The following is a 26,257-nucleotide window of genomic DNA, read 5'->3' as shown; positions in this document are numbered from 1 at the left end:
TTTATAATTCCTTTGTATTTTCTAAAATTTGTTTAAAGTCATTAGCATTCCATGATGCAGTACCTATTAATGCACCATCAACACCATCTAAAGAGCATATCTCTTTTACATTTTCAACTTTTACTGAACCACCATATAGTAATGGTTTATCAATTTTTTCTTTTATTGCACTATGTACTTTTATTATATCATCAGTTGTAGCTGTAACCCCAGTACCTATTGCCCAAACTGGCTCATAAGCTAAGATTAAATTTTCATAATTTGTGTCAATACCAACAAACTGTTCATAAATATACTCTAATGTTTTTTCAAGACCACTTTGTTTAACCTCTAAAGGCTCTCCAATACAATATACAATTTTATAACCTTTACTTTTGTAAAACTCATACTTTTTAGCAATATTCTCTTGAGATTCACCTAAAATATGTCTTCTTTCACTGTGTCCAATTAAAATTGTTTTTATTCCAAATTCATCTAATTGTTCAGTTCCAATTTCTCCTGTAAAAGATCCTTTATCAACTGCATAAGCATTTTGTGCACCAATAGTTAAATTTGAAGCTGTCGAAAAAGAATCTAATGAAGTTGCAGTTGGGAATACTATAACTTCATTTTCTATTTTATTTTCTTCTAAAAAACCATTAATCTCTTCTATGAAAGATGCTGTAGATTTTCTAGTATGATTAGTTTTAAAATTTGATGCAATTATTTTCATTGAATTAATCCTGTAAAACCAAAGCTTTAACTCCAGGTAAAACTTTTCCTTCAATTAACTCTAATGATGCTCCACCACCTGTAGAGATAAATGTCATATCCTCTTCATCTCCAGTTACTCTAACTAAATCTGCTGTATCTCCACCACCAACAACTGTTGTTGCAAAAGATTGAGCAACAGTATTAGAGATTCTAGTACTTCCCTTTGCAAATTTTTCCATTTCATAAACACCCATTGGTCCATTCCATAAAATAGTATTTGCATCTGAAAGTGCAAATCTAAATAATTGAGCAGTTGCTGGTCCAATATCAAGTCCCATCCACTCACTTGGAATCTCTTGAGCTGTTACATGTTTAGCTATTGCATCTGCATCAAAAGCTTCAGCTGCAACAATATCTACAGGTAGATAAAGTTTAACTCCTAACTCTTGTGCTTTTTGCATAATCTCTTTTGCATCAGGGATTAAATCATCTTCAACTAATGATTTTCCTACTTCATAACCTTGGGCTTTTAAGAATGTAAACGCCATCCCTCCACCAATTAAAATCTTATCAACTTTTGTAATTAGATTATGTAAAACTTCAAGCTTTCCAGAAACCTTTGACCCACCAATAATAGAAACAAATGGTCTTTTTGGCTCTTCAATAATTTTATAGAAAAATTTAATCTCTTTTGCTAATAAAAACCCTGCTGCTTTATGTTTAATATCAAAGAATTTTGTAATAGCCTCTACAGATGCGTGAGCTCTATGAGAAACACCAAAAGCATCATTGATATATACATCAGCCATCGATGCTAGTTTTGAAGCAAATTCTTCATCATTTTTTTTCTCACCTTGCTCATATCTTAAGTTTTCAAGTAATAAAATCTCACCTGCTTCAAGATTTTGTGCAGTTTCAAGTGTGTCATCGCCAATTACATTTTTTGCCATTTTTATCTCTTGTTTTAAAAGAGTGTGTAATCTTTTTGCAACTGGTTTTAAAGAATATTTCTCTTCTCCTGGTTCAGACGGTCTACCAAAGTGTGATGCCAAAATAATTGAACAATCTCTATCAATACAGTATCTAATTGTGTTTAATGCACTTTTTATTCTTCTATCGTCTGTAATATTATTATATTCATCCATAGGTACATTAAAGTCACATCTTATAAATACTTTTTTCCCATCAATATCAATGTTTTTAATCTCTTGTAATTTCATTTTTCCCTCATTTTAAACTGTATTAAATTTGTGTTAAAAATTGTTCACACACCTAGCCAAGTTATAACTATAAATTTATAGTCAATTCCCCACTTAATTAACAAAATCGTGGATATTTTATCGAAAAATTGCTATAATATTATTTAATCATTGTATAAAGGTAATATATAGGTGCATATAGCAATTTTTGGTGGAAGTTTTGACCCTCCACATATTGGTCACCAAACCATTGTAAAAAAAGCTTTAAAAAAGTTAGATATAGATTTATTGCTTATTGTCCCTGCATATTTAAATCCCCTTAAAGTCAAATCTTTTTTGGATGCTAAAACAAGATTTAAATTACTAAAAAAACTCTTTTCAAAAAAAGAATCTGTTAAAGTTTCTTCTTTTGAAATTGATATGAAAAGACCAGTTTATTCTATTGAAACAATTAAATTTGTTTTAAAAAAGTATAAACCTGAAAAACTGTACTTAATTATAGGTGCGGACAATTATAAGTCGTTTCATTTATGGGACAGTTTTGAAGAGATTGAAAAACTTGTAACCCTTGTTGTAGTTACTAGAGATGGAATAAAATACAATAACAATGGAAATGTTAAAAAACTAAAGGTTGATATTAAAATTAGTTCTACTGAATTAAGAAACACTTTTAGATTAAATTATATTCCCAAAAAAATTAGAAAAGATGTAAAAAACATCTGGAAAGAAAAAGGTAAAATTTGAACAAAAGATTAGAGACAATTAAAGCTATTTTAGATGATAAAAAAGCTGAAAACATTGAAGTTATTGACTTAACAAACAAAGAATATATAGTTGATTATGTGGTTATAGCTACTACATTAAACCCAAAACATGGATTTGCATTATTAAACTATTTAAAAAATGATTTAAAACCTTTAGGTGAAGAGTTTTTAAGAGTTGATGATGATGAAAATTGGACAATTATAGATATGGGTGATATTTTTATTCATCTAATGAGTGAAAAATATAGAGAAAAATATACTATTGAAGAGTTCTTAAGTGAACTTGAGGCTAAAGCCTAAAAATCTATATAATAAAAGGGATAATCCCTTTTATTAATTAGCAGCAGGTTTTCCTGTTAATAGTTTATTATAGTTTGATGCAGCATCTTTAGCTCCACCCATATATCCCGTTGAGATTGCAATACCAATTAAAATTATAAGTATAATTATAAACCATTTCATTACATCACCTCTTTAGCTTTTATTCCTAATAAACCTAATGTTACATTAATTGTTAATGCACAAAGACTTAAAACTTTTAAGTATTTATTTTCATCATCACTTCCAACAATTTTATGTTCATTGTAAAATCTATGTACTGATGATGCAAGAGAATAAAGATAATCAGTAATCTTTTGCATATCTCTTTTTGCAAATGCCTCTTCCAATACTGAAGGCATTAATAAAGACTCATATACTAAATTTAAACCATCTTGATTAAGATTTTCATAGTTTTCATTTAATACTGATTCAAAACTTTTTTCACTTTTTTTGAATACTTGATTAATTCTAGCATATGCATAATTAATATAAAAAATTGGATTTGAACTATCTTGATTTTTTAACATATCTAAATCAAACTCTAAGTGAGTATCACTTTTTTTAGTTAAGAAAACAAATCTTAGCGTATCTGAACCAATCTCTTCAGCTATATCGCTCATTAGGATTACATTACCAGCTCTTTTACTCATTTTATAAGGTTCTCCACCTTTAAGTAATTGAACCATTTGAGAAAGTAAAATTTCAAGTTTTGAAGAATCGTTTCCTAAGAACTCAACTGCAGCATGTACTCTTTTTATATATCCGTGGTGATCTGCACCCCAAATATTTATATAATGGTCATAAGCTCTATCAAACTTATTTTTATGATAAATTATATCTCCAGCAAGATATGTTGGTATTCCATTTTCTCTTACTACAACTCTATCATTGTCATCACCATGTAAAGTTGACTTTAAAAATATTTTTTCATCTTTTTCATAAAGTGAACCATTGTCAAGTAGAACTTTTTTTGTATCAAGCCATGCGTCATATAAAGATGCTTCTGAAACAAAGTTATCAAATTCTATCCCTACATCTTTTAGGTCAGAAATTATAATATTCATTACAATATCTTTTCCAAACTCAGCCATTTCTCTAAATCTTGATTCATCATGGAAAATTTCTGCTCCATGTTTCTCAAAGATTTGTTGGGCAATATCAACTAAATAATCACCTCTATAATACTTTTCAGGATATTCAACAGTTTCTTTTAAAATTAAATCACGACCTGCTAAAGAGATAGATAGACCTAACATATCCATTTGAGCACCTGCATCATTTACATAATACTCAGTTGTAATATCAAAACCTAAATGTCTACCAACTCTAGCAATAGAATCACCAAGAACAGCTCCCCTTGCATGACCTATATGAAGTGGTCCAGTAGGATTAGCACTTACATATTCTAAAAGTATTGATTGATCTCTTTTTTCACATTTTCCAAAATCGTTTCCAAGTTGTAATGCTTCTTTTGAAAGTTGTTCTAAAAATCCATTTGAAAGTTTAAAGTTAATGAAACCTTTAACAGCTTCAACTTTTTCGAAAATAATTGATTCATCAAACTTTGAAGCTAGTTCTTCAGCTATAATCATAGGTGATTTTCTTAATTCTTTAGCCAAAGAAAAAGCTACTGGTGTTGCGAAGTGTCCTAAAGTAATATCTTTAGGTTTCTCTAAAACTACCTCTTTTTCTAAAATATCTTCAATATAATTTTTTACTAATTTTTGCAATCTAGTCTCTTATATTATACAGTTTTATTTTCAGTAGGCTCTTCTTTTTTAGCCTCAGCTTTTTTTTCAATCTCTTCAGCTTTTTCAGTTGTAGCTACTTCTTCATCATCTTTTACAGCTTTTTTGAAGTTTTTAATACCACTTCCTAAACCTTTTGCTAATTCTGGAATTTTCTTTCCACCAAATAATAGTAATACAACTAGAGCAATTAATATCCACTCCATACCACCTGGCATACCCATTTTTAAATCCTTCTTATCTAATTTTTAGTGATAATTATATCTTTTTGAAGCTTAAATGAAATGACGTAAGTCAATTTTTTAAGTTAATGTGAATACTATTTCAGAAAAAAGTGAAGTAACTTATATCCACTTGCAGCAGCAAGTACTGTTCCAAATAGATTTAAGAACATATTAGTTAATCCAAGGAATAGTGAAGTTTGTAATAAAAAGAAACTCTCAATTGCAAAGGTTGAATAAGTGGTTAAAGCCCCTAAAAATCCTGTTGTAAGAAAGGCTTTAAGGGAATCATTTATTGTATAGTGGGCAAAGATAGCAAATAAAACACCTATTATAAAACTTCCTAAAATATTTACAATTAATACACCTAAAGGAAACTCCAAAGGTATAAGTTTATTACTTAGGTGTACAGAGTAAGCCCTTGCAATTGCACCTAAAAATCCACCTAAACCAATAGCTAATATTGTTTGCCAAGAAAGAGTCATTACTTATTAATCTCTTTTTCAAATACAGATTTCATATTTTGTTCTGTTTTCTCAAACCAATCAGTGTTTTTATCTGCTTGTATTGGGTCTAAGTAAATTACCTTTACAATACCAGGTGTTTGTGTTAGTTTTTTAGAATCTAAAATTGCCCTTGTGTTTATGATGATTACAGGTTGAACTTTTAAATTAAATTTATTTCCAATTAACCTTGCACCTGGCTTAAAATCAAACATTTTTTTTCCAGTTGATCTTGTTCCTTCAGGGAACATTGCAATTGGTCTTCCACGCCCAAGTCTGTCTTTTACTTCTTTTATTAAATGGATAATGCCAGCTTTATCTTCTCTGTCAATTGAGATCATATTTGGTCCCTTAATAATATGTCCAAAGAATGGTAAATCAGTAATCTCTTTTTTTGCAACCCAAGCTAAGTGTCTTGAGTGAATATGTTCCATAATAATAATATCTAATAAACTTTGGTGATTCATTAAGACTAAATCACATGATTCATCTAGTTTTCCAACCTCTTCTAGTTTTATACCTAATAAATAGATTTGAACTTTCATCCAGATTTTAATAATTTTATGGACATGGTTTCTTAACGTATACATTGCAGCAATTACAATTGCTACAGTTACAGAAAACTGAACTAATACAAATAAACCTCTAATTCGTGCTAACATCTTCTTCTTTTACCCATCCAATATAATTTCCACTACCAAACATAATTTTAATAAAACCATTTTTTCTTTTCATCTCTTCAACTGTAGATTCTTTTTCTACTTTTTGAAATATAGTAGAGTTTTTAGTAGGAAGAATATAAATAACTGTTTTTTCTTTTAATGTAATTGTTTTATTTGGCATAGCGAATAAAATAAAAATTGCAAGTGAAATTAAAAAAGGAATCAAGATATAATATTTTCTTTTCCAAATTAATAATACCAATAAAACAAGTGATAAAACACCCATAGCAATTTTTTTATAAAATTCAAAACTTGAATTATTTGGATTTAAATCAGTTTGGGTACTAACTAATTCTTCATCAAAAGTAATAGGAACTTCAATTTTTTCAAATTGATTTTTTGTTGTATTATAGTAGTTAAAAATAATATTTTTTTTATGAATAGGAATAGTTACATTATATATAATATGTTGATCAGGTAAGTTTTCTTCAAAAACTGTAATTCCCTGTTCTTCAAATCCTTTTAAACTAAAATCTTCTAAGTTTGAATTTTTAGCATTAATATCAATAATTGTTAATGCTTCTTTATTATTATATTGTTTTGTTTTTGTACCAATTAATGTCAATTGTGAAGCGATTACATTTGTAAATCTTTCGTCACTTTTTGCAATATCAGAAAAACCTACATTTTTTCCCATGATTTGTCTAGACTCTACTAATTGATTTCCATTATATAATCTAACTTCAATTGTAGGCATTACAAAATTTGGATTTTTTGCTTTAAAATAAAATTTATTTGTGTATGTATTATCTTCAGTTTCTAATTTCTTCCAAATCTCTTTTGGATTAGAAGGTGCAATTCCATTACCATTTAAAAAAACTGTTTGTATTGAATTAAAATTTTTTCTTGTAATTAATGCTTTTATTTCAACTACAAATCTTTGATTTCTAAAAACGTGATTTGGATAATTTAAATATGATAAATATAGATTTTTTGTAAAAGTTGTGTTTGAATAGCTTTGAGCTTTTGGTTGAGTTTGATCACCAAAAGCTGAAGCTTCTTCATTTGTAAGTTCATTTGCAAAAGCAAATGTAGATAAAAATATTAAAAATAGTGCAATTAGCCTTTTCACTATTTTAAAAACCCTTTTAGCATGATAACACCATCATCACAACCAAGTAAGTCTTCCATTGCTCTTTCTGGATGTGGCATTAATCCAAATACATTTTTCTCTTTATTACAAATACCTGCAATTTGAGAAACTGAACCATTAAGATTTTTAACTTCACCATTTTCATCACAATATTTTAATAAAATTTGACCATTTTCTTCAAGTTCTTTTAAACCTTCATCATCAATATAATAGTTACCATCATGGTGTGCAACTGGGATATTAACAACTTCATCAAGTTTTAATCTTGATAAAAAGATATTATCATTATTAATAACTTTTAAATGGTTAAATTTAGAAATAAAGTGTAAAGAATCATTTCTTTTCATAGCACCAGGTAATAATCCAGCTTCTAAAAGAATTTGGAAACCATTACAAATACCTAAAACTTTACCACCTTTTGCAGCATATTCTTGAACTGAATCCATAATATTTGCAAATCTAGCGATTGCCCCTGATCTTAAATAATCTCCATAAGAGAACCCACCAGGGATAACCAAAAGTTCTGTATCTTCTGGAAGTTTTGTTTCTTTATGCCATAAAATTTTTACTTCACATCCAAGTTTTTCAAAAGCATATTTTGTATCATACTCACAGTTAGTACCTGGAAATTGTAGTACAGTAACATTCATAATATTAACCTACAATTTCGATATCATAATCTTCAATAACAGTATTTGCCAAAAGTTTTTCGCACATTTTTACAACTTCAGCTCTAGCATCTTCTTCATTTGAAGAGTTAAGTTCCATAATAATTTGCTTACCAATTCTTACGTCTTTTACAACTTCTTTAAATCCTAGAGTATCTAAAGCATGATGAGTTGCTTTACCTTGGTCGTCTAAAACTCCCTGCTTAAGTGCTACATTTACAATTGCTTTCATTTATTACCTTCAATTTAATTTTTTTGGGATTATATCTAAAACTGCCTTAGTAGTTTTATTTGCCAATTTATTTGCTTAATCTATTTAAAATTGTTGTATATCCACTTAAAATTTTATCTTTAATCTCTTGTGGTACATTAACTTCTAATTTTTCTCCAGCTTTTAAACTTTTAGCTTGCTCTTTCCAGTTTTGTGCCTTACCAAAATCTCTTAAGATTTGTTTATCCATAGAGATATAATTTCCTGCATCAAAATCCTCTTTTGAAATAAATCTTGAACTTTCAGGTGTTAATACTTCATCACCTAAAACCCACTCACCTTTTGAATTTATGAAAATTTCAAATTTTGTATCAACAATCACAATACCATTATCAAGGGCATATTGTGTGAAACTTTTAAATAGGTTTTCCATACTTGAAATAATCTCTGGAAATTTTTCCCTTACAACTTGAGAATTTAAAGGTACGTCTTTAATCCCTTTTGTTGTTGGAGTGAAAATTGGAGTTTCAAATTTATGCCATTGTGGTAAATCTGAAGATAATTCTAAACCATATGGATCAATACCATTTTGACATGCATCATAAAGTGATCCTGTTAAATAGTTTCTAAAAATAAATTCAAACTGAACTACATCTCCATCAATTTGAGCTTCTAATGGTTTACATAATTCCATAAATTGACATCTTGGTGCAACCTCTAAAGATGGGTCAACTTTTTCATCTAAAATTGCTGTTCTTATTCCTGCTTCTTTTGCAAACGCTGCACCATTATTTGAAATAGCTGTTTGAGAAACACCTTTTCCCTCAATCTCAAGATTTAAAGGGATATCGAAAACAGAACATCTGTCACTTCTAACTAATAATACTTTTGCTTCATCACCTGGACAAGTATATAGGTCTGCATTTTTACCAATATAAAATAAATTGTAACCTAAATCTTCAAGTTCATTTATACCTTTTTGTGTTGTAGTCTTTTTTGATTCTGGCCAAAGCCCAAGTGCAACAATATCACTAATGTTCATTTATTCTCCTGATTTTATTTATTAACAATAATTAATGATTTTAAAATACCAATTGCAGTATTTAATTGATTATCTTTAAGTACATCTTCTGCAGATATAACTTTTTTACTAGAAACCTTTTCTTTCTCTTTTTTAACTTTTTTACCACCATTATCTTTTTCAAGCTCTTCTTCAAGATGTTTTTTTAGATCAGCTTCTTTAATTTTAAATTCACTATCACTTTCTTTTACAGCTTCACCTGCATATGAAATTACATCTGGAGTAATTCCAGTTGCCTGAATAGTTCTTCCACTTGGTAGATAGTATTTTGCAATAGTTAATTTAATATTCTCTTTTCTATCTTGTGTAATTGGTAAAATTGCTTGAACAGAACCTTTACCAAAAGTTTTTTCACCAATGATAATTGCTCTTTTATGGTCTTGTAAAGCTCCCGATACAATTTCTGAAGCTGATGCAGAACCACCATTAACTAAAACAACTAAAGGGATATCAGTAACTGTATTTATAGCTTTTGCTGTAAATTTTTCTTCATCTCCAATATCTCTACCTTTTTGTGAAACAATAACTCCATTATTTACAAAAAGATCTGTTACACCAATAGCTTGAGTTAAAAGTCCCCCTGGATTATTTCTTAAATCTAAGATAATTCCTTTTGCATTTGGTTTATTTTTAATCTCTTTTTTTAAGCTTTCAGTTACTTTTCTATCAAAGCTTGAAACCCTTAAATATAATAAGTCTTCATTCTCAATTGTTTTAGCAAAAACAGATTGTATTTTTATAATATCTCTAATGATATCAATTTTAATTGGTTTATTTTCACCTTTTCTAACAACTGTTAAAGTAATTGGAGTTTTAGGTTTTCCTCTCATTAAAGAAACCGCTTCATCCAAAGTCATATTTAAAGTTGATTTATCATCAATTTTTAAAATAATATCACCTGCTTTAACACCCGCTTCATAAGCTGGAGTATCATCAATTGGAGAAATAACAGTTAAAGCGGCATCTCTCATACCAACAGTAATTCCTAAACCACCAAACTCACCTTGTGTTTGAATACTCATCTCCTTTGAAGATTTTCTATCAAGATAAGTTGAGTGAGCATCAAGCTCTTGCATTAAACCTTTTAGTGCTTTATTTACTATCTCTTCAAGCTTTATATCATCTACATAATATTTTTCAACAGTTCCTATAACTTGAGTTAATTTTGAAAGTGATTCAAATCTAGTTTGACTTGATTCGTCCTCTTGTACTTGTTCTTTTGCAATAATTGATTGTGAGATAATTAGTAAAAATGAAGTTACTAAAAAAAACTTTTTCATTATTCACCTTTATATTTATTATTTATAAGAGTTTGTATTATATCAAAAATACATAAAAGTAAGGTTTTATAAATTTTTTTGTATTATTTACACTTAATTTTTAGAAGAGGTTTTAAATGAGCATAAAAGACAATGTTGATTTCGTAAAAGAAGAGTTAAGTAGTGAAGAAAAATTTTTAGAAGGTTTTGTAAAAATTGAAAGATTTTACAAAAAATATAAACTTATTATTATTGCGGCAGTTGTAATTATTGTTGGTGGAACTATTGGATATTATGTATCTAATTATTTTCAAAAGCAAACTAAACTAGAAGCTAATATTGCCTTTAATAAGGTATTAGAAAACCCTAATGACAAAGCTGCACTTGATTTATTAAAAGAAAAAAATGAACAACTTTTTCAAGTTGCAAAATTTATCCAAGCATCAAAAGAGGGAACTAGTGCAGATATCCAAGTTAAGTTTTTAAAAGAATTAACAGCTTATGAAAAAGCATTAAGTAATAAAAATATTGAACAATTAAATACACTTTCTATGAATAATGATTTTCTTTTAAAAGAGTTTGCAATTTTTAATAAAGCCTTAATTCAAACAAATGAAGGAAAATATAAAGATGCAAAAGCAACTTTACAGTTAATTCCTGAGGATTCAAAAGTTAATGATTTAGTTAATGTTTTAAAACATTATTTAGTAACAAAATAAGGAAAAAAGATGAAAAACCTATTACTATTTGTAAGTTTAGTATTTATCCTAGCAGGTTGTGCTACAAAAGAGCATTTTGAACCAGAAGATACTATTGGTAGTTATGATAATACAAAAGCAAATCTAAGCGCACAAATTACATCAATGAACAAAGATGGGGCAACTTTAGATAATGGTGAAATAATTACAAAAAGAGGTTTATCAAAATTTAAAATTCCAGAAGGTTATAATTTTTTAAATATCAGTGATGATAAAGTTATCTCTTCAAATTACAAAGATAAAATTTTAATTGATAAACAAGAGATTGAAGTTAGTGGAGTTGTTGTTGCAGCATCACTAAAAGATAATAAATTAGCTTTATTATATTCTGATAATTCAATAGAATTAAGAGATATAGCTGAAAATAAAACTTTATTAAAAGAGTATTTTAACCACTCTTTTGTAAATGATACAAGAATTGCAAATCCATATTTTATGAGTAATATTGTTTTATTCCCTACATTAGATGGTAGAATTATTGTTGTATCTTCTACAAATAAAATTGTAAAAAATATTGTTGTTGATCCTGATGGACAATTTAACAATATTACATTTTTAGATGTAATCAATGATACTTTAGTTGCAGCAACAGCAAATAAAGTTATCTCTGTTGGTGATGGAGTTTTAAACTTAAAAAATTATAATGTAAGAGATATCATTGCACATGGTAGCTACATATATATAGCAACTATTGATGGACAAATTATTAAAACAGATATTTCATTAAATATCATCCAAAGAAAAAAATATAAATATGCAAAAGTTTATGCTCTTGCATATGGAACTTCACTTTATGCTTTAGAATCTCAAGGATATTTAATCAATATCTCTGATGATTTTAAATCTGATGCAGTTTATGATTTTGGATTTGATAATGAAAGAAAAGTTATCGCTTTAGGTGACACAATCTATTATGATGATGAGTATATCATCTTAAAATAAATGCTCAAAAAACCATTTAAACCTTTTTTATAAGGTTTAAATGTTCTAGTTTTTTTCTATTATAATATCCAAACACAAAATATAACTTACACCATTTAAATCAAACTTTTTTGCAAAGGTTTTACATACATTTCCTGTTGCAAAAGAAACATACCTATTACTTAAATAAATCCCTTTTTTTGTTTCCATTGTTATATAAAAATACTCTTTTAAATAGTGTTCATCACCATCACTAGTTATATTATACATTCCACTTATAGATTCATCAAGAATTGTATCTTTAATCTGTTTTGAGCTTAAAACATCAATAATATAAATTGCTTCAATTTCATTATAGTATTTAAAATTTCTATTTAAATACTGGTGTATTTCTTCAATGGATTTATTTCCATTAATCATATCAATTGCAATTTGATCAAACTTCCCTATAGTATCCCTTTTCTTTTTGATACTATTTAATACTTTATCTTTAAATTCATTACCTGTTTTGTTAATTAAAGTTATGATTTCCAAAAACTCTTCATGGTTAAAAGAATCCTTTGGTTTTGAAAAATAATACCCTTGAAATAAATTTATTCCTGCTTTCATTGCCATAGAGATTGAATTGAAATCTTCAACACCTTCTGCTAATACTTTTATTCCTAAATTTTGACTCATTTTTGATATTGATTTAACTATCTCTTTATTTATAATTCTTTTAGATGTCGCAGTAAATAAAGACTTGTCAATCTTAATAATATCAGGACTAATTACATTTAATCTGTAAAAATTAGAGTTTCCTGTACCAAAATCATCAAGGGCAATCCCAAAACCTAAACCTTTAAAGTATTTACAAAATTTTTCTAAAGCTTCTATATTTTCTATCTCATCCTCTTTTATCTCTAAAATAAAATTTTTAAAAGGAATATTTAGTTTTGTTATTAAATCTATAAAGCCTAGTTTTTCTTTCTCAAAGTTATTTATTATGTCTGCTTCAACATTTAAAAAAAGTAGTTCTTTATTGTTTTTTTTATAGTAAGTATGAAACTTTTTAATTGCCAATTGTCTTGTCATTTCATCTAATTGACTACTTAAATTAGCTTTGTTAGCTAACTCAAAAAGTATTTGAGGGGGAATCATTTTGCCTTCAAATCTACATCTTGTTAAACTTTCATAAGCAAAAATTGATTTTGTTCTAATTGAAACAATAGGCTGAAGATGAATTTCAACAGCCTTGTTGCTTAATATTTTTTCTATTAAATTATTATCTGTTATATATGGTGAATTCATACCCTAGTATAACAATTTATTCATCATCCTTTGCAAATTTTTTGTATAAAAAATCTAATATTGCTTCTCTACATCTAATATATTCAGGATCAGATTGTAAAGCTACTCTATCTCTTGGTCTATCTAAGTTTACTTCTAAAACCTCACCAATAGTAGCTTCTGGGCCATTTGTCATCATAATTACTCTATCACTTAATAAAACTGCTTCATCAATATCATGGGTAATAATAATTACAGTATTTTGAACTTTTTGTTGAATTCTCATTAAATGTTCTTGTAAATTTGCCCTTGTTAAAGAATCAAGTGCACCAAATGGTTCATCCATTAATAAAACTTGAGGTTTAATTGATAGTGCTCTAGCAATACCAACTCTTTGTTTCATACCACCTGATATTTCGCCAGGATATTTATCTTTTGCATGGTCAAGATTTACCATAGAAACAAATTTTTCTACTCTTTCTTTTAATTGAGTTTTGGATAATCCGGGCATCACTTTTTTAACTGCCATCTCAATATTTTGATAAACAGTTAACCAAGGAAGTAATGAGTGGTTTTGAAATACAACTGCTCTTTCTGGTCCTGGTCCTTTAATCTCTTTATTATTTAAGATTATATTTCCCTCAGTTTGCATATCTAAACCTGCAATCATATTAAGAAGTGTTGATTTACCACATCCACTATGACCAATGATTGAAATGATTTCATTTTTTTTGATATTTAAATCAACATCAACAACGGCAACATACTCTTTTCCCCCTGGTAAAGGGAATGATTTTCTTATTTTTTCTAATTCTAAAAAATTGTTTTTACTCATAATATATTCCTTAAAAATGATCCCATTTTTAAGGGACCAATATCATTTTCTTTCTACTTTTTAACACAATTTATAAAAAATTGTTAAAAGTAGCAAAATCTAAAGTGCTTTAAAAATAAAGCTTTTACATTTTTTTTCTATAATCAAAGAAATCTGCAATAAACCCCATAATAACATCAAGGATAAATCCGATTATACCAACTGTGATAATCCCTAGAATAATATTATGATATGCTAAGTTATTGTATTCATCCCAAATCCAAAAACCTATTCCAATTCCACCTGTTAACATCTCAGCAGCAACAATAACTAACCAAGCAATACCTAAAGATAATCTCATACCTGTAAATATATAAGGAACTGCTACTGGTAATATAATTTTTGTAACCTTTTCTAAAGGTGTAAATTGTAAAACCTTTGCTACATTTAAATAGTCTTGATTAACACTTTTAACTCCAAGTGCAGTGTTTATAATAATTGGCCATATTGATGTAATAAATATTGTTGAAATTGCTGTTGCATCAATATCTTGAAATACAAATAACAATAATGGAAGCCAAGCTAATGGTGAAACTGGTTTAAATATTTGAATAAATGGATCTAATGCATATTGAAATGATTTACTCATTCCAACAGCAAGACCAACTGGAACACCTACAATAATTGCTAAAATAAAACCACTAAATACTCTTTCTAAAGATGCTAAGATTTGCCAAAAAATACCTTTGTCATCTTGATTCTCTATATAAAATGGATCAGAAAATACACCTTCTGGTTCTTCACCATCTGATGTTTCGCCACCAAATGCATATACATATGTATCACTTGGTGTTGGAAAATTTTCCACTACATTTGCAAGGGTTGACCAAACTTGAATTATTATTACTAAAACTACAAGTGGTAGAAATATCTTTTTATACAATTCTTTATTCATAAATTTACCTTCTTAATTAATCTCTTGTCCTTTATAATGCTTAGCCTGACAAATTGCGTAGGAGAAGAGATGACTAAGCATTATAAAAGACAAGACCCCTAAAGGGATTTTGTCTTTTTTAATTACTATTTTTTAGTTACATATTTTTCATCAGCACATCCTGCTGGTCCATAAGGACAAACATATGCAGGTTGTTTAGTTTCAACAGACCACTTATTTGCAGCTGCTAAATCTTCTTTTGATACTAAAGAATTTTGAACTTCAAAATCATAGATATAATCTACAGCTTTATTTGGATCCCAAACTTTTCCATCAATAAACTTATTGTATTCATCAACACCATCTTTTTTCCAAGCACTTGGTGGTAATGTATATCCAACCTCTTTTGCAACTTCTTCAAATAAATCAGGTCTATAAACTTTTTCAATAGTTGCTTTCATATCAACTGGTTTATCAAGTTGTCCCCATCTATACATTTGAGTAATAAACCACATACCGTGTGAATAAAAAGGATAAGATGCATAATAGTTAGCAAAAACGTTAAACATTGGGTTTGCTGAATCTACACCTTTGTTATAAAGGAAAGTTCCTGACATAGATTTTCTAAGTACATTTTTTGGAGCTTTTACATAATTTTTCTGAGCTAAGTAACCAATAGCTTCTTCTCTGTTTTCCCATGATTCATCTAACCACATTTGAGCTTTAATAACTGCTCTCATAACCGCTTTTGTAGTTTCTGGATATTTTTCAACAAAATCAGCTCTTGCTTGTAAAACTTTTTCTGGGTTATTGTTCCAAATATCATAGTTAGTTACAAGTGCCGAACCTTTACCTTTAAGTACAATTCTTGAGTTCCATGGCTCACCTACACAGTAACCTTCAATATTACCTGCAATTAAATTTGATGGCATTGTTGGTGGTGGGAATGGTTTAATTGTACAATCTTGATCTGGTTTAATTCCAGAACCAGCCATCCAATATCTCAATTCATAATTGTGTGTAGAAACTGGGTGAACCATACCAAAGTTAAGTGGTTGATAATTATCACCTTCTTTTGCTCTTTTTGCATCGATATATTTTTTAAGTGATTCAGCTGAAACAGGTCTTTTAGTCTCTTCAAGTCCATACTCTTTCATTTTATCAATAATATCATTACCATAAGTAATTGCATTACCGTTAAAATCAAGTGATAAAAGTGCTTGTAAGTTAGCATTTCCATTGATTCCTAAAGTTGCAGCAATTGGCATACCAGCTAAAGCGTGAGAAAAATCATACTCTCCGTTGATAACTTTTTGCTGAATACCTGGCCATCCACCACCCTCTTTTGCAACATGAACATCAAGCCCTTCTGCTTTGAAAAAACCTTTCTCTTTTGCAATAACTAATGGTGCACAGTCAGTAAGTGCAATAAAACCAATTTTTAATTTTGTTTTCTCCGGTGCTGCTAATAATGTAGAAGCTACAACTGAAACACCTAAACCAATTTTTAATACCTGTTTTAACATGAACTCTCCTTAATTTTACCTTTATCTAGTTTTGATGTGAAAATTCTAACACAGTATAAACAATTATTCAGCAGAAAAAAGTATATTTTTTATACAATCAAATCTTAATTTTTCATAAAATAAACTATATAATAAACTCCATAGAAAATTGAATGTATAATATATTTATAAGGTGCAGATAATGATTAAATCAGTTTGTGGATATTGTGGTGTTGGATGTGGATTAGAATTTGATACAAATAAACTTGTTGGAGATATTACATATCCTGTAAATGAAGGAAAACTTTGTTCAAAGGGTGTTAGTGAATTAATTAGTATAGAAACACCATCAAGACTTCTAAGACCCCATATAAGAAATGATATAAATAATGATTACAAAATAACCAGTTGGGAAAAAGCAATTGAATCAATTGTTAATAAGATGAAACAAACGCCCAAAAATAAAATAGGGTTTTATCTATCCGGGCAACTATTAACGGAGGATTATTATATTGCTAATAAACTAGTAAAAGGGTTTATTGGAACTAATAATATTGATACAAATAGTAGAACATGTATGGCAAGTGCTGTTGTTGCACACAAAAAAGCCTTTGGAGCAGATTTTGTTCCAGTTAGAATGAAAGATGTTGAAAAAGCAAACCTTTTAATATTAGCAGGAGCAAACACAGCAGAAGCTCATGTTGTATTTCATAATAGAATAAAAAAAGCAAAGAAAAAAGGGCTTCAAATAGTTGTTATTGATCCAAGGGAAACTGATACGGCTAAATTAGCGGATTTACACTTAGCAATAAAACCTGGAAGTGATATTGATTTTTTTAATTTACTATCTAAAAGAATTATTGATGAAGAGCTAGTAAATAAAGAGTTTGTTGAAAAACACGTTAACAATTTTGAATTATTAAAAAACAAATTTAAAAGAGTCCCTGTTACAAAGATGCTAAAAAGAACAGGTCTAAGCCAAGATGAATTTGATGAGTTTTGGGAGATTTATAAAAATAGTGAAAATATAATCACTGCTTGGACGATGGGATTAAATCAATCAGTTCAAGGTGTTGATAAAAATCTAGCACTAATCAATACCCATCTTTTAACAGGAAAAATATTTAAAGAGGGGAATGGGCCTTTTTCTCTAACAGGTCAGCCAAATGCAATGGGAGGAAGGGAAGTTGGAGGATTATCAACTATGCTTGCTGTTCATTTTGGTTTTGATAAAGATTCCATTGAAAAAGTTTCAAAATTTTGGGGAACAAAAACAATAGATAATAAACCTGGATTAACTGCAACACAAATGCTTGAAGCTAATCTAGATATTTTGATAATTTGTCATACTGATCCAATATACCATCTTCCAAATAGAAATAAAATGGAACAATTAATTAAAAAAATTCCAATGGTAGTTGAGATTAATGCTTATGAAAACTCAGAGACTGCAAAATTTGCTCACATAAGACTACCTGCTGCTCCATGGGGAGAAAAAGAGGGAACTCAAACAAATCTTGATAGAACTATAACAAAACAAGAAAAACTTACAAGGAGTTCAATTGATTGTAAACCTGATTGGGAGATTTTCCAATTACTAGCACAAGGTTTAGGATTTGGTCATACATTTAATTATAACACCCCTAAAGAGATTTTTGAAGAGTATCAAGAGATGACAAAATTAAGTGATCATATGAATATTCATGAAGCTAATTATGATGATATAAATGCCAAACCATTTATTTGGGGAGAAGATATCATTGCTAAAAAAGAGTTCTTAACACCTGATAAAAAAGCAAACCTATTTTTTGTTGAAAATAAACTACTTAGTGAAAAAACATCATTAAAGTACCCATTTACTCTTTTAACAGGACGAACTAGAGACCAATGGCATAGTGGTACAAAAACCAATCTTCCAAAAACTTTATTAAAATATAAGGAACTAAACTTTTGTGAAATAAATCCAATTGATGCAATGGAATTAGGAATAGTTGATGGAGAAGAGATTAAAATTAGTTCCACAAGAGGTGAAATTATTTCAAAGGCTTTAATTACAAAAGATATAAGAGAAAAATGTATATTTATTCCAGTAAGTAATAGAGAGATAAACTATCTTACAAATGACCTTTGTGATAAAGAATCATTTGAACCTGATTATAACCATAGTGCAGTAAAAGTAGAAAAGGTTTAATTTTCTACTTTAGCATTTTTATTTATCAATATTTTCTTGACTAATTATTCTTAAGCTTGGAAACTCAATTGCAGTTAAGTTTCCTAGTTTTTCATAACAAGCTCCCGTATCTGCATCGGCATAATAATCTGTTATCAAAGCCTCTTTGTGTGGTGTATGCCCATGGATATTGTAAATCTCTTTTATATCTTTTGGATGATTAATTCTATTATTTGTGATCTGGGCAATAAAATCTTGATACTCAAAACTATCTTTATCTAGGTTTCTCATTTCCCAAACATCACCAATACTTGAATGACTAACTACTAAATATCTTCCATCTTTGTTTTTAATATCTTTATATTCTATATAATAGGGTAAACTTTCAAGCCACTGTACATCAAATATAACTTCTTCTTTTGTGCAATTTCCATAACTTTTTAAAGTCTCCATGCCGCCCCATGTATTCACCCAATACGAACTTTTCACCAAAGAGTTATCTGCTAATAAATCTAATATAACATCACACATAGCTACTTCATGGTTTCCCCTTACACAATCATAATTGTTTTCTTTTATTAATTGAATAACTTCCTTTGAGTTTGGACCTCTATCCATTAAATCACCCACAAATATAACCTTGTCATCTTTTGGTATTTTATTTAATAAGGCTTTTAAAGTCTTGATGCAACCATGAACATCACCAATAACCCATGCCATAAATAATCCTTTGTTTTCTTTTAAAATAACATAATTTTTGTAGTAATTCTCTTCAAGAAGTTAGTTAGTTTCAATCTTTTAGCAATGATTGTTTTTTGTAACCTATTAAATGATTATACGTGGTATAATTTTCTTTTTAAAGGATTAAAATATGGATGAAAAATATAAACCTATAAGTTGTTATTTTTATGATGAATTGGAAGCCTTAGCAGTAAAAAAAATAAAATCAAAGATTTTATATCAAAATGGAGATTCTCAAAATGAAATTGAGGATTTTATCATTGATTTTAGGACATTAAATAAAGAAGAGTTTATGATACTTGATAATGGAATTGAAATAAGACTTGATAAAATTTTAAAAGTAAATGGTAAAAAGCCACAAACTACTTGTTAGTTTATAACTTTTACCTCACTAATAAATCTTGCTCTTCTTTGATATTTAGTGATTTAATTCTTCTTGTGTGTTTGGGTCTAAAATATTACAAAAAAGGTCTACACTCTATGTTCAAAATCTCTTAAAGAAATGTGAGAATTTGTATTTTTCATTTTTTGAACACTTTGTGGAACAAGGAAAATTGATTTTAGTATTTTGTGCTCCAAATATAAGGGGTTGTTGATAAGATTACTCAGATTTTTTTGTGGTATTAATTGTTATTTCTTTATTTTAACTCTTTGATATATATTCATACGCTGTAACACCATAAACTCTTTTAAAATGCCTATTTAAATGGGAAAGGTCAGTAAATCCAAACTCAACTACAGTTCCATATAAATCTTTTGTTGTATCCAAATATTTTTTTGCATGGATTATTTTACAGTTTAAAAAATATTGATAAGGAGTTATTCCTGTATTTGCTTTAAAAATCCTAATAAATTGGAATTTTGAAATATTTAATTCTTTAGATATTTCATCAATATCTAGAACTTCATCAAGATTATAGTAAATAATTTCTTTTGCTTTTTTTATAAATTCTGTTTCTTTTGTATATTCTAAAGAGAAGTCTTTTGAAGTAAAATTACTCATCAAGTTTAAATATAGTTCATTACATAAAGTGATGTCTTTATTGTTTAATATTGAATAAGAAAGGTTTAATATATCATTTTTCAATTTATCTTCATAAATAATAGGTTTAGAAAAAGTGACTATATCTTTTTTTTCTAAAGCTTCTAAAAATAAATCAGGTTTAATATAAAGCATAACATAATCTAATCCATCTTTGTAGTTCCCTGCATTTCCATCATGTACTTGTTCTGGATTAAAAAGCATAACACCATTTTTATATGATGTTTGAGAAACTCCTTCTAAGTTATATTGTTGAACACCATTTAAAGTAACACCTAAGGTGTATTCTTCATGTGCATGTTTTTTATAAGAGAATTTACTCATTTTTGCAGATAAAACAGTAATATCTAATTTATTTTTATATATAAATTTATCCATATTTTTAGCTAAACTCCGTAACTCCTGATATGATAATAGCACAATATACTAAAAACAGGGATAATAATGTATTTGTAATTCTTTTATGCTTTATCAAAAATGACTTTAATAAGCTTCCAAAGATTACCCAGAAAAAGAATGACATTGAACCTATACTTGCAACAACAATAGTAAAAATAAGTAACTCAGATAAAGAGCTATAATAAGGCATAATAAAACTTGGAAAAACTGTTATGCAAAAAAGAATCACTTTTGGATTTATAAACTGCATTAAAAATCCAGATTTAAAAGTGCCAAAATTTTTTTTCTCATTTAATGAATTATCCATATTATAAATTTGATATGCTAAATATAAAATATAGCTTGCCCCAATTATTTCCATTACAAGCATAGCTTTTGGTGTAAATGAAGCCAATAAAGAGTTTAAAATAACAGACAATACTAAAATAATTGCAAAAGCAATAGATGCTCCATAACAAAAACTAACTGCTCTTTTTACTCCATAGTTTTGAACAGTTGACAAAGTAACTATATGAGTAGGGCCTGGGGCAAATGTGATGATAATACAGTAGATTAAAAATGATAATATATTCATGTTTTTTCCTTTTTTTGCTATTACATATTACAATGTAATTTAAAGAATATTTCTTTACTGCTATTTGTTAAAGTAGAGTTAGCTCCCTTATCAGCTTGGTTACTACTTCCTGCACTTAAACTTTTTATTACTATTAAAGAAAATAAAATTAATAGCATTAGTTTTATAAATCTCATAACTGACTCCTTTTACTATTCATGTAGTTTCGCACCTCTAGTCACTTTATCAACAATCTTTTTTTCTGCTCTTATACCAATTCCAACCACAGGAAGATTTTCTGTTTTATAAGCACGAACTGTTTCCCTATTGGCAGAGTCGTGACCAGTGGCAAACATATCTTCGATATATAATGCAACTGTAATTTCTTTAGATTTTGCACGTTGAAGAATAGTCTGTAACTTTTCTCTAGAAGTTTTTAATATTATCGTTGGTTGAATACTTAAAGGAGAATATTCTTTTCCTGATTTGTCTATATATATTTCTCCAATTATTTGTGGAGATTGCCCCACAATTCCAGAAGTTAAAAAAGAGACTACATTTAATTTTTGCCAACTTTGTAAGTCTTCAGCAACTACTATTGCTACTTTAGTTTGAAATTCCATTTGTACTCCTTTTTTGGAATTATACTTAGTTGCCTATTTTTTGAATAGTACATTATTGCATTTTGAAAGTTATGTAGATATATTTTTAAAAGGTCATTTGAGTACATTGATATATAATAAACCCTAAAAATAAGAGCTATATAGTAATAAAGTATTAGTTGATATGCCAACCCATCTAAAACCATCAACTTATGAATAACTGATGTCTATAATATATAAAAGTTCAACAACCTGTAATATTTGGAACTTTAAAACCCCAATTTAATTAGATAAATTCACCTCAACCTATACCCAATTCCTGAAACATTTACAACAAACTCACTTCCTATTTTTTTTCGCAGGTCTCTAACCACACTTCTTATAGCAGATAAACTCATAGAATCACTTCCCCAGATTTGATACTCTATCTCTTCATATGAAACTGCTTTATTCATATCAACACAAAGAAGTGTTAAAAGTTGATTCTCTTTTTTATTTAGTTTTACCTCTACACCATTAATTATTGCTAAGTGTTTATCAATGTCTATTTTAGTGGTTTCATTTAAATCAACTACTTTAGGCGTTGTTTCATCAAGCTTTTTAAAATATGCTTCAAAAGCTTCAAATAGTTCATCTTCTGTTACTGGTTTTATTATATATCTATCAACTCCATTATTAATCGCTTCTATTAAAAGTTCTGTATCTGTATGGGCTGATACTATTATTGTGTAAGCTTTACTTGAACGTTTTTTTAACTCTTCTATTAATTCAAATCCACCCATAATAGGCATTTTTAAATCTGTCATAACTATATTAGGAAGATAATCTTCATATTTATCGACACCTTCATAACCATCACTTGCCGTATAAACTTCTTTAAAAAAATGTTTCAACATCGATGCAATATTATTTCTAATAATATCTTCATCTTCCACTAAAAGTATTGTTTTTTCTTTTAATCTACTCAATATTTGCATTACACATATCCTTTGTTTTAGGAATTGATATCTTAAAGTTTGCACCCTCTTCTATATTTTGTGCGATTAGTAAACCTTTCATATGTTTATGAATAATCTCTTTTGAGATATATAAACCAATACCTGTTCCATGTCCCTCTTTAGTTGTAAAATATGGTTCAAAAATTTTATCAATAATTTTTTCATCTATTCCTCCACCATTATCTTTTACTTCACAGTAGATATTTTTTTCATCTTCATCTAAATATATCTTAATTTTTGGATTTTGAATTTCCCTTTCTATTAATACATCTTTAGCGTTTGAAATTAAGTTCAATACTACTTGAGAAAACTCATTTGAGTATCCATAAACTGTAATCACCTTTTTACAATAAATTTGTAAATTTATATTTTGATTTTCTAAAGATGCTTGCAATATTTTATATGCTTTTTGCACCTCATCTTTTAAGTTAAAGCACTCTTTTTCTCTATCTGGTTTAAAAAATGTTCTAAAATCATCTATTGTTTGACTCATATACTTTAACTGTTCATTTGCTTCTTTCATTCTTTCATCAAGGAAGTTTTTATCAGCACCTTGTTCTATTGCAGTCCATTTTATATTCATCATAATAGCACTAACTGCTGAAATAGGCTGTCTCCACTGGTGGGCAATATTTCCAATCATCTCACCCATTGCTGCCATTTTTGATTGCTGAATTAATAAGTTTTCTTTTTCTCTTTGTTTATCAACCTCTATTTTTACTTTTTTATGAAGTGTTTTATTAAACTCATCTAACTCTTTTACTTTTATCTCTAATGATTCGTTTAGATTTGAAATTTTTCTTTCATCTCTTCTTTGCATAGTTTGATAAAGTATTAATGTAATAATTGAACCAATGGCAGCTATTATAAGAAACATTATTGTTTGCTCTTTATCTTTATTTATCTCTTCAAGTTGAGAAAACTCTTTTTTTGCATCAAAGGTAACACTAATACCACCCCTTACATCACCTACTTTATAACCTTGAAAAGAGTGACAGTTTAAACAATCAGGCTCAGTTTTTAAAGCCCCTACAAATCTAAAAGTATCCCCTTTTATATTCCAATAATAAGGTATTTCTGGATTTTCATCAAATCTATCTAAGACAGATTTCTCGTACTCATCTGGAGCATTGTGTTTATTTATAAGCTTATTACTAGTGATTTTAAGAGTAAAACCTTCCCTTGTACTTGCAATATCAGAAATCATCCTTGTCATAAAGGCAGGATTTACCCAAACCATTGTCTCACCCTTTTCTGATTTGATGAAATTTGGATTCAAATATGGATTTGGCTGTAACTCTTCTGTTTTTACATATACACCATTAAATTGGGCATTCCAATGTCGCATATCAACAATAAGATTAAAGATAGCCTCTGCTTTACTTCGTAAACTTTCAACTAATAAATCTTCTTGGACTTTATATGAGTCTTTTATAGTACTACCAATTAACAAAAACAAAGATAGTATAAAAAATACAAACAAATATACAATTGACCGTCTTATTTTAATTTCCTTAGTTTTTCATAATTGTATCTATTCTGTACAATTGATTTTTTCTATATATGTATATAATTTATACACAAAAATTTAAAAATCCTATTTTTTTCCTCACTTTATTTGATTTAATACCACATCTTAAAAATAAATATTAAAAAGGAGTTTGGATGTCGTATATTAACCCATCTGAGTTTGCTACCAAAATGGTAGATGCGGGTGAAGAAAAAGTCTTCATGTCAACAAAGGATACTCTTATTAGAGCTTACATGGCTGGTGCTATTTTAGGTTTAGCAGCGGTATTTGCAATTACAGTTGCAATGAAATCAGGTTCTCCAATTTTAGGAGCTTGTTTATTCCCTGTTGGTTTCATTATGCTTTACTTAATGAAATTTGACCTTTTAACTGGTGTATTTACTTTAGTACCTTTAGCTTTAATTGACAAAAGACCAGGGGTTACAGTTGGTCAAATGTTAAGAAACTGGGGATTAGTTGCTTTAGGTAACTTTGGTGGAGCCTTTACAGTTGCTTGTATGATGGCATTTATCTTTACTATGGGTTTTAATACAGACGGTGGAGCTATAGCTGCAAAAGTTGCTACTATCGGTGAATCTAGAACTTTAGGATACTCAGCACATGGTGTTGATGGATGGATTACAGTATTCATTAGAGGTATGTTATGTAACTGGATGGTATCTATGGGTGTTGTTGGAGCTATGATTTCAACTTCAGTTTCAGGTAAATGGCTTGCAATGTGGATGCCAGTTATGTTGTTCTTCTTTATGGGATTTGAGCACTCAATTGTTAATATGTTTTTATTCCCATTCTCTTTAATCATGGGTGGAGACTTTACAATCGCTGATTACTTATTATGGAATGAACTTCCAGTTGCATTAGGTAACTTAGTTGGTGGTTTAGTATTTGTTGGCCTAATGATTTATGCTACTCATGTTAAAACAGGGGCAAAAAGAGATTTAGGTGTGACTGCTTCTTATGATAAAAAAGCTGCATAATTAAAAACAAAAGGTGAAGGTTAAACCTTCGCTCTTTTGGATTTTAAAAGTATTGATACCAATGTTTTTATAATCTAAAAGCAAAAAGGATGAAAATGACAAAAATTGAAATGACCGAACAAATTATAGTTGCAAAAAAAGAGTTAGGACTTTCATGGGAAGAGATTTCTAAAAAAGTTGGATTAGGTTCTGTATTTTTAACTTCCGCTTGTTTAGGACAAAACAGTTTAACAAAAGAGCCTGCAAAAAAACTTTGTAAAGTTTTAAAACTAGGGAAAGATGTAGAAAAAGCTTTAATTGAATTTCCATATAAAACTTGGGAAAAATCAATTCCTACAGACCCAGTTGTTTATAGGTTTTATGAAGTAATTGGAGTTTATGGGGATACTATAAAAGAACTTATAGGTGAAAAATTTGGTGATGGAATTATGAGTGCAATTGATTTTTCAATGGACATTGATAAAGAAAAAAATCCAGCTGGCGATAGAGTAGTTATAACTATGAATGGGAAATTTTTACCATATAAATCTTGGTAAAAATAATCTTTAACGAAGAACATT

The 26,257-nt window shown here is 28.5% G+C and carries 31 protein-coding genes; 8 read left to right on the top strand and 23 right to left on the bottom strand.

Going from position 1 to position 26,257, the window contains the following annotated elements; translation table 11 throughout:
• Nucleotide 1 precedes the first annotated feature (1 nt).
• Both FDK22_RS06970 and FDK22_RS06965 read right to left on the bottom strand, forming a co-directional pair.
• Nucleotides 2-712 carry a triose-phosphate isomerase gene (locus FDK22_RS06970; protein WP_138152185.1) on the bottom strand — a complete coding sequence of 237 codons (711 nt, stop codon included), beginning with the start codon at nucleotides 710-712 and terminating at the stop codon, nucleotides 2-4.
• A gap of 4 nt (nucleotides 713-716) precedes the next feature.
• Complete coding sequence (locus FDK22_RS06965) at nucleotides 717-1,913, bottom strand: phosphoglycerate kinase (RefSeq protein WP_138152184.1); 1,197 nt, start codon at nucleotides 1,911-1,913, stop codon at nucleotides 717-719.
• Nucleotides 1,914-2,084: 171 nt separating this feature from the next.
• Between FDK22_RS06965 and nadD the strand changes: the two genes are divergently transcribed.
• Both nadD and rsfS read left to right on the top strand, forming a co-directional pair.
• Nucleotides 2,085-2,636, top strand: a complete 552-nt coding sequence (gene nadD / locus FDK22_RS06960; RefSeq protein WP_138152183.1) for a nicotinate (nicotinamide) nucleotide adenylyltransferase — start codon at nucleotides 2,085-2,087, stop codon at nucleotides 2,634-2,636.
• Nucleotides 2,633-2,956, top strand: coding sequence for a ribosome silencing factor (gene rsfS, locus FDK22_RS06955; RefSeq protein ID WP_138152182.1), 324 nt, complete (start codon nucleotides 2,633-2,635; stop codon nucleotides 2,954-2,956). The genes nadD and rsfS overlap by 4 nt, the downstream gene beginning before the upstream one ends.
• A 33-nt stretch (nucleotides 2,957-2,989) precedes the next feature.
• Here rsfS and FDK22_RS15895 read toward each other — a convergent pair whose 3' ends face one another.
• From FDK22_RS15895 to FDK22_RS06910, 10 genes are all read right to left on the bottom strand, one after another.
• Nucleotides 2,990-3,118 (bottom strand): hypothetical protein, encoded by a 129-nt coding sequence (locus FDK22_RS15895; protein WP_276309173.1) that lies wholly within the window; start codon nucleotides 3,116-3,118, stop codon nucleotides 2,990-2,992.
• A complete protein-coding gene (argS, locus tag FDK22_RS06950) occupies nucleotides 3,118-4,707 on the bottom strand; it encodes an arginine--tRNA ligase (RefSeq protein ID WP_138152181.1) in 1,590 nt (529 codons plus the stop codon). The genes FDK22_RS15895 and argS overlap by 1 nt, the downstream gene beginning before the upstream one ends.
• Nucleotides 4,708-4,721: 14 nt before the next feature.
• Nucleotides 4,722-4,949 (bottom strand): twin-arginine translocase TatA/TatE family subunit, encoded by a 228-nt coding sequence (gene tatA / locus FDK22_RS06945; RefSeq protein WP_138152180.1) that lies wholly within the window; start codon nucleotides 4,947-4,949, stop codon nucleotides 4,722-4,724.
• Nucleotides 4,950-5,044: 95 nt separating this feature from the next.
• On the bottom strand, nucleotides 5,045-5,431 hold the full coding sequence (gene crcB, locus FDK22_RS06940) for a fluoride efflux transporter CrcB (protein ID WP_138152179.1): 387 nt from the start codon (nucleotides 5,429-5,431) through the stop codon (nucleotides 5,045-5,047).
• Nucleotides 5,431-6,111, bottom strand: coding sequence for a lysophospholipid acyltransferase family protein (locus FDK22_RS06935; RefSeq protein ID WP_138152178.1), 681 nt, complete (start codon nucleotides 6,109-6,111; stop codon nucleotides 5,431-5,433). The genes crcB and FDK22_RS06935 overlap by 1 nt, the downstream gene beginning before the upstream one ends.
• Complete coding sequence (locus FDK22_RS06930; RefSeq protein WP_138152177.1) at nucleotides 6,095-7,243, bottom strand: hypothetical protein; 1,149 nt, start codon at nucleotides 7,241-7,243, stop codon at nucleotides 6,095-6,097. The genes FDK22_RS06935 and FDK22_RS06930 overlap by 17 nt, the downstream gene beginning before the upstream one ends.
• Nucleotides 7,243-7,914, bottom strand: coding sequence for a phosphoribosylformylglycinamidine synthase I (gene purQ, locus FDK22_RS06925; RefSeq protein ID WP_138152176.1), 672 nt, complete (start codon nucleotides 7,912-7,914; stop codon nucleotides 7,243-7,245). Before purQ ends, FDK22_RS06930 begins: the two co-directional genes overlap by 1 nt.
• 4 nt (nucleotides 7,915-7,918) lie before the next feature.
• A complete protein-coding gene (gene purS / locus FDK22_RS06920) occupies nucleotides 7,919-8,164 on the bottom strand; it encodes a phosphoribosylformylglycinamidine synthase subunit PurS (protein ID WP_138152175.1) in 246 nt (81 codons plus the stop codon).
• A 67-nt stretch (nucleotides 8,165-8,231) separates the two neighbouring features.
• The gene (locus FDK22_RS06915) at nucleotides 8,232-9,185 is read right to left on the bottom strand and encodes a phosphoribosylaminoimidazolesuccinocarboxamide synthase (protein WP_138152174.1); all 954 of its coding nucleotides are present in this window, start codon (nucleotides 9,183-9,185) and stop codon (nucleotides 8,232-8,234) included.
• Between the two features lie 14 nt (nucleotides 9,186-9,199).
• On the bottom strand, nucleotides 9,200-10,504 hold the full coding sequence (locus tag FDK22_RS06910; protein WP_138152173.1) for a S41 family peptidase: 1,305 nt from the start codon (nucleotides 10,502-10,504) through the stop codon (nucleotides 9,200-9,202).
• 116 nt (nucleotides 10,505-10,620) lie between these two features.
• Between FDK22_RS06910 and FDK22_RS06905 the strand changes: the two genes are divergently transcribed.
• Together FDK22_RS06905 and FDK22_RS06900 are read left to right on the top strand one after the other, a co-directional pair.
• Complete coding sequence (locus FDK22_RS06905) at nucleotides 10,621-11,202, top strand: tetratricopeptide repeat protein (protein ID WP_138152172.1); 582 nt, start codon at nucleotides 10,621-10,623, stop codon at nucleotides 11,200-11,202.
• Between the two features lie 9 nt (nucleotides 11,203-11,211).
• Nucleotides 11,212-12,183 (top strand): hypothetical protein, encoded by a 972-nt coding sequence (locus FDK22_RS06900; protein WP_138152171.1) that lies wholly within the window; start codon nucleotides 11,212-11,214, stop codon nucleotides 12,181-12,183.
• A 45-nt stretch (nucleotides 12,184-12,228) separates the two neighbouring features.
• Here FDK22_RS06900 and FDK22_RS06895 read toward each other — a convergent pair whose 3' ends face one another.
• From FDK22_RS06895 to FDK22_RS06880, 4 genes are all read right to left on the bottom strand, one after another.
• Complete coding sequence (locus tag FDK22_RS06895; RefSeq protein ID WP_138152170.1) at nucleotides 12,229-13,452, bottom strand: EAL domain-containing protein; 1,224 nt, start codon at nucleotides 13,450-13,452, stop codon at nucleotides 12,229-12,231.
• A gap of 16 nt (nucleotides 13,453-13,468) precedes the next feature.
• Nucleotides 13,469-14,266, bottom strand: coding sequence for an ABC transporter ATP-binding protein (locus FDK22_RS06890; protein WP_138152169.1), 798 nt, complete (start codon nucleotides 14,264-14,266; stop codon nucleotides 13,469-13,471).
• A 124-nt stretch (nucleotides 14,267-14,390) separates the two neighbouring features.
• Nucleotides 14,391-15,200, bottom strand: a complete 810-nt coding sequence (gene ntrB, locus FDK22_RS06885) for a nitrate ABC transporter permease (protein ID WP_138152168.1) — start codon at nucleotides 15,198-15,200, stop codon at nucleotides 14,391-14,393.
• 125 nt (nucleotides 15,201-15,325) lie between these two features.
• A complete protein-coding gene (locus FDK22_RS06880) occupies nucleotides 15,326-16,705 on the bottom strand; it encodes a CmpA/NrtA family ABC transporter substrate-binding protein (RefSeq protein ID WP_138152167.1) in 1,380 nt (459 codons plus the stop codon).
• 181 nt (nucleotides 16,706-16,886) lie between these two features.
• Here FDK22_RS06880 and FDK22_RS06875 point away from each other — a divergent pair, with 181 nt between their 5' ends.
• Nucleotides 16,887-18,875 carry a molybdopterin oxidoreductase family protein gene (locus FDK22_RS06875; protein ID WP_138152166.1) on the top strand — a complete coding sequence of 663 codons (1,989 nt, stop codon included), beginning with the start codon at nucleotides 16,887-16,889 and terminating at the stop codon, nucleotides 18,873-18,875.
• 18 nt (nucleotides 18,876-18,893) lie between these two features.
• Here the strand turns inward: FDK22_RS06875 and FDK22_RS06870 are convergent, their stop codons facing one another.
• A complete protein-coding gene (locus FDK22_RS06870; RefSeq protein WP_138152165.1) occupies nucleotides 18,894-19,574 on the bottom strand; it encodes a metallophosphoesterase in 681 nt (226 codons plus the stop codon).
• A gap of 151 nt (nucleotides 19,575-19,725) precedes the next feature.
• Between FDK22_RS06870 and FDK22_RS06865 the strand changes: the two genes are divergently transcribed.
• Nucleotides 19,726-19,968: a hypothetical protein gene (locus FDK22_RS06865; protein ID WP_138152164.1), complete on the top strand. Its 243-nt coding sequence runs from the start codon at nucleotides 19,726-19,728 to the stop codon at nucleotides 19,966-19,968.
• A 270-nt stretch (nucleotides 19,969-20,238) separates the two neighbouring features.
• Here the strand turns inward: FDK22_RS06865 and FDK22_RS06860 are convergent, their stop codons facing one another.
• The 6 genes from FDK22_RS06860 to FDK22_RS06840 form a co-directional block, all read right to left on the bottom strand.
• On the bottom strand, nucleotides 20,239-21,015 hold the full coding sequence (locus tag FDK22_RS06860; protein ID WP_138152163.1) for an AraC family transcriptional regulator: 777 nt from the start codon (nucleotides 21,013-21,015) through the stop codon (nucleotides 20,239-20,241).
• 4 nt (nucleotides 21,016-21,019) lie between these two features.
• Nucleotides 21,020-21,610 carry a LysE family translocator gene (locus FDK22_RS06855; RefSeq protein WP_138152162.1) on the bottom strand — a complete coding sequence of 197 codons (591 nt, stop codon included), beginning with the start codon at nucleotides 21,608-21,610 and terminating at the stop codon, nucleotides 21,020-21,022.
• A gap of 20 nt (nucleotides 21,611-21,630) precedes the next feature.
• Nucleotides 21,631-21,786, bottom strand: coding sequence for a hypothetical protein (locus tag FDK22_RS15715; protein ID WP_171012934.1), 156 nt, complete (start codon nucleotides 21,784-21,786; stop codon nucleotides 21,631-21,633).
• 15 nt (nucleotides 21,787-21,801) lie between these two features.
• Nucleotides 21,802-22,212 carry a DUF2000 family protein gene (locus tag FDK22_RS06850; protein WP_129088391.1) on the bottom strand — a complete coding sequence of 137 codons (411 nt, stop codon included), beginning with the start codon at nucleotides 22,210-22,212 and terminating at the stop codon, nucleotides 21,802-21,804.
• 275 nt (nucleotides 22,213-22,487) lie between these two features.
• Entirely contained in the window at nucleotides 22,488-23,168 is a 681-nt protein-coding gene (locus FDK22_RS06845; protein WP_138152161.1) for a response regulator transcription factor, read from the bottom strand.
• Entirely contained in the window at nucleotides 23,152-24,642 is a 1,491-nt protein-coding gene (locus FDK22_RS06840) for an ATP-binding protein (protein WP_138152160.1), read from the bottom strand. The genes FDK22_RS06845 and FDK22_RS06840 overlap by 17 nt, the downstream gene beginning before the upstream one ends.
• Nucleotides 24,643-24,854: 212 nt before the next feature.
• Here FDK22_RS06840 and FDK22_RS06835 point away from each other — a divergent pair, with 212 nt between their 5' ends.
• Nucleotides 24,855-25,697 carry a formate/nitrite transporter family protein gene (locus FDK22_RS06835; RefSeq protein ID WP_138152159.1) on the top strand — a complete coding sequence of 281 codons (843 nt, stop codon included), beginning with the start codon at nucleotides 24,855-24,857 and terminating at the stop codon, nucleotides 25,695-25,697.
• Between the two features lie 95 nt (nucleotides 25,698-25,792).
• Nucleotides 25,793-26,233, top strand: coding sequence for a cyanase (gene cynS, locus FDK22_RS06830; RefSeq protein WP_138152158.1), 441 nt, complete (start codon nucleotides 25,793-25,795; stop codon nucleotides 26,231-26,233).
• The last annotated feature ends 24 nt before the right edge of the window (nucleotides 26,234-26,257 follow it).

The organism is Arcobacter arenosus, from assembly GCF_005771535.1.
Classification (GTDB): domain Bacteria; phylum Campylobacterota; class Campylobacteria; order Campylobacterales; family Arcobacteraceae; genus Halarcobacter; species Halarcobacter arenosus.
This window is presented reverse-complemented; position numbering and strand designations above follow the sequence as displayed.

Bases quoted from the DNA above. Each gene is read 5' to 3' on its own strand.
- FDK22_RS06855 (WP_138152162.1), bottom strand. From the start codon at position 21,610: ATGAATATATTATCATTTTTAATCTACTGTATTATCATCACATTTGCC.
- tatA (WP_138152180.1), bottom strand. From the start codon at position 4,949: ATGGGTATGCCAGGTGGTATGGAGTGGATATTAATTGCTCTAGTTGTA.
- purQ (WP_138152176.1), bottom strand. From the start codon at position 7,914: ATGAATGTTACTGTACTACAATTTCCAGGTACTAACTGTGAGTATGAT.
- FDK22_RS06860 (WP_138152163.1), bottom strand. From the start codon at position 21,015: ATGGATAAATTTATATATAAAAATAAATTAGATATTACTGTTTTATCT.
- FDK22_RS06845 (WP_138152161.1), bottom strand. From the start codon at position 23,168: ATGCAAATATTGAGTAGATTAAAAGAAAAAACAATACTTTTAGTGGAA.
- cynS (WP_138152158.1), top strand. From the start codon at position 25,793: ATGACAAAAATTGAAATGACCGAACAAATTATAGTTGCAAAAAAAGAG.
- FDK22_RS06970 (WP_138152185.1), bottom strand. From the start codon at position 712: ATGAAAATAATTGCATCAAATTTTAAAACTAATCATACTAGAAAATCT.
- FDK22_RS06870 (WP_138152165.1), bottom strand. From the start codon at position 19,574: ATGGCATGGGTTATTGGTGATGTTCATGGTTGCATCAAGACTTTAAAA.
- FDK22_RS06935 (WP_138152178.1), bottom strand. From the start codon at position 6,111: ATGTTAGCACGAATTAGAGGTTTATTTGTATTAGTTCAGTTTTCTGTA.
- FDK22_RS06865 (WP_138152164.1), top strand. From the start codon at position 19,726: ATGGATGAAAAATATAAACCTATAAGTTGTTATTTTTATGATGAATTG.
- FDK22_RS06900 (WP_138152171.1), top strand. From the start codon at position 11,212: ATGAAAAACCTATTACTATTTGTAAGTTTAGTATTTATCCTAGCAGGT.
- purS (WP_138152175.1), bottom strand. From the start codon at position 8,164: ATGAAAGCAATTGTAAATGTAGCACTTAAGCAGGGAGTTTTAGACGAC.
- FDK22_RS06850 (WP_129088391.1), bottom strand. From the start codon at position 22,212: ATGGAATTTCAAACTAAAGTAGCAATAGTAGTTGCTGAAGACTTACAA.
- crcB (WP_138152179.1), bottom strand. From the start codon at position 5,431: ATGACTCTTTCTTGGCAAACAATATTAGCTATTGGTTTAGGTGGATTT.
- FDK22_RS15895 (WP_276309173.1), bottom strand. From the start codon at position 3,118: ATGAAATGGTTTATAATTATACTTATAATTTTAATTGGTATTGCAATC.
- FDK22_RS15715 (WP_171012934.1), bottom strand. From the start codon at position 21,786: ATGAGATTTATAAAACTAATGCTATTAATTTTATTTTCTTTAATAGTA.
- FDK22_RS06910 (WP_138152173.1), bottom strand. From the start codon at position 10,504: ATGAAAAAGTTTTTTTTAGTAACTTCATTTTTACTAATTATCTCACAA.
- FDK22_RS06880 (WP_138152167.1), bottom strand. From the start codon at position 16,705: ATGTTAAAACAGGTATTAAAAATTGGTTTAGGTGTTTCAGTTGTAGCT.
- ntrB (WP_138152168.1), bottom strand. From the start codon at position 15,200: ATGAATAAAGAATTGTATAAAAAGATATTTCTACCACTTGTAGTTTTA.
- FDK22_RS06905 (WP_138152172.1), top strand. From the start codon at position 10,621: ATGAGCATAAAAGACAATGTTGATTTCGTAAAAGAAGAGTTAAGTAGT.
- FDK22_RS06890 (WP_138152169.1), bottom strand. From the start codon at position 14,266: ATGAGTAAAAACAATTTTTTAGAATTAGAAAAAATAAGAAAATCATTC.
- FDK22_RS06965 (WP_138152184.1), bottom strand. From the start codon at position 1,913: ATGAAATTACAAGAGATTAAAAACATTGATATTGATGGGAAAAAAGTA.
- FDK22_RS06915 (WP_138152174.1), bottom strand. From the start codon at position 9,185: ATGAACATTAGTGATATTGTTGCACTTGGGCTTTGGCCAGAATCAAAA.
- FDK22_RS06835 (WP_138152159.1), top strand. From the start codon at position 24,855: ATGTCGTATATTAACCCATCTGAGTTTGCTACCAAAATGGTAGATGCG.
- FDK22_RS06895 (WP_138152170.1), bottom strand. From the start codon at position 13,452: ATGAATTCACCATATATAACAGATAATAATTTAATAGAAAAAATATTA.
- FDK22_RS06875 (WP_138152166.1), top strand. From the start codon at position 16,887: ATGATTAAATCAGTTTGTGGATATTGTGGTGTTGGATGTGGATTAGAA.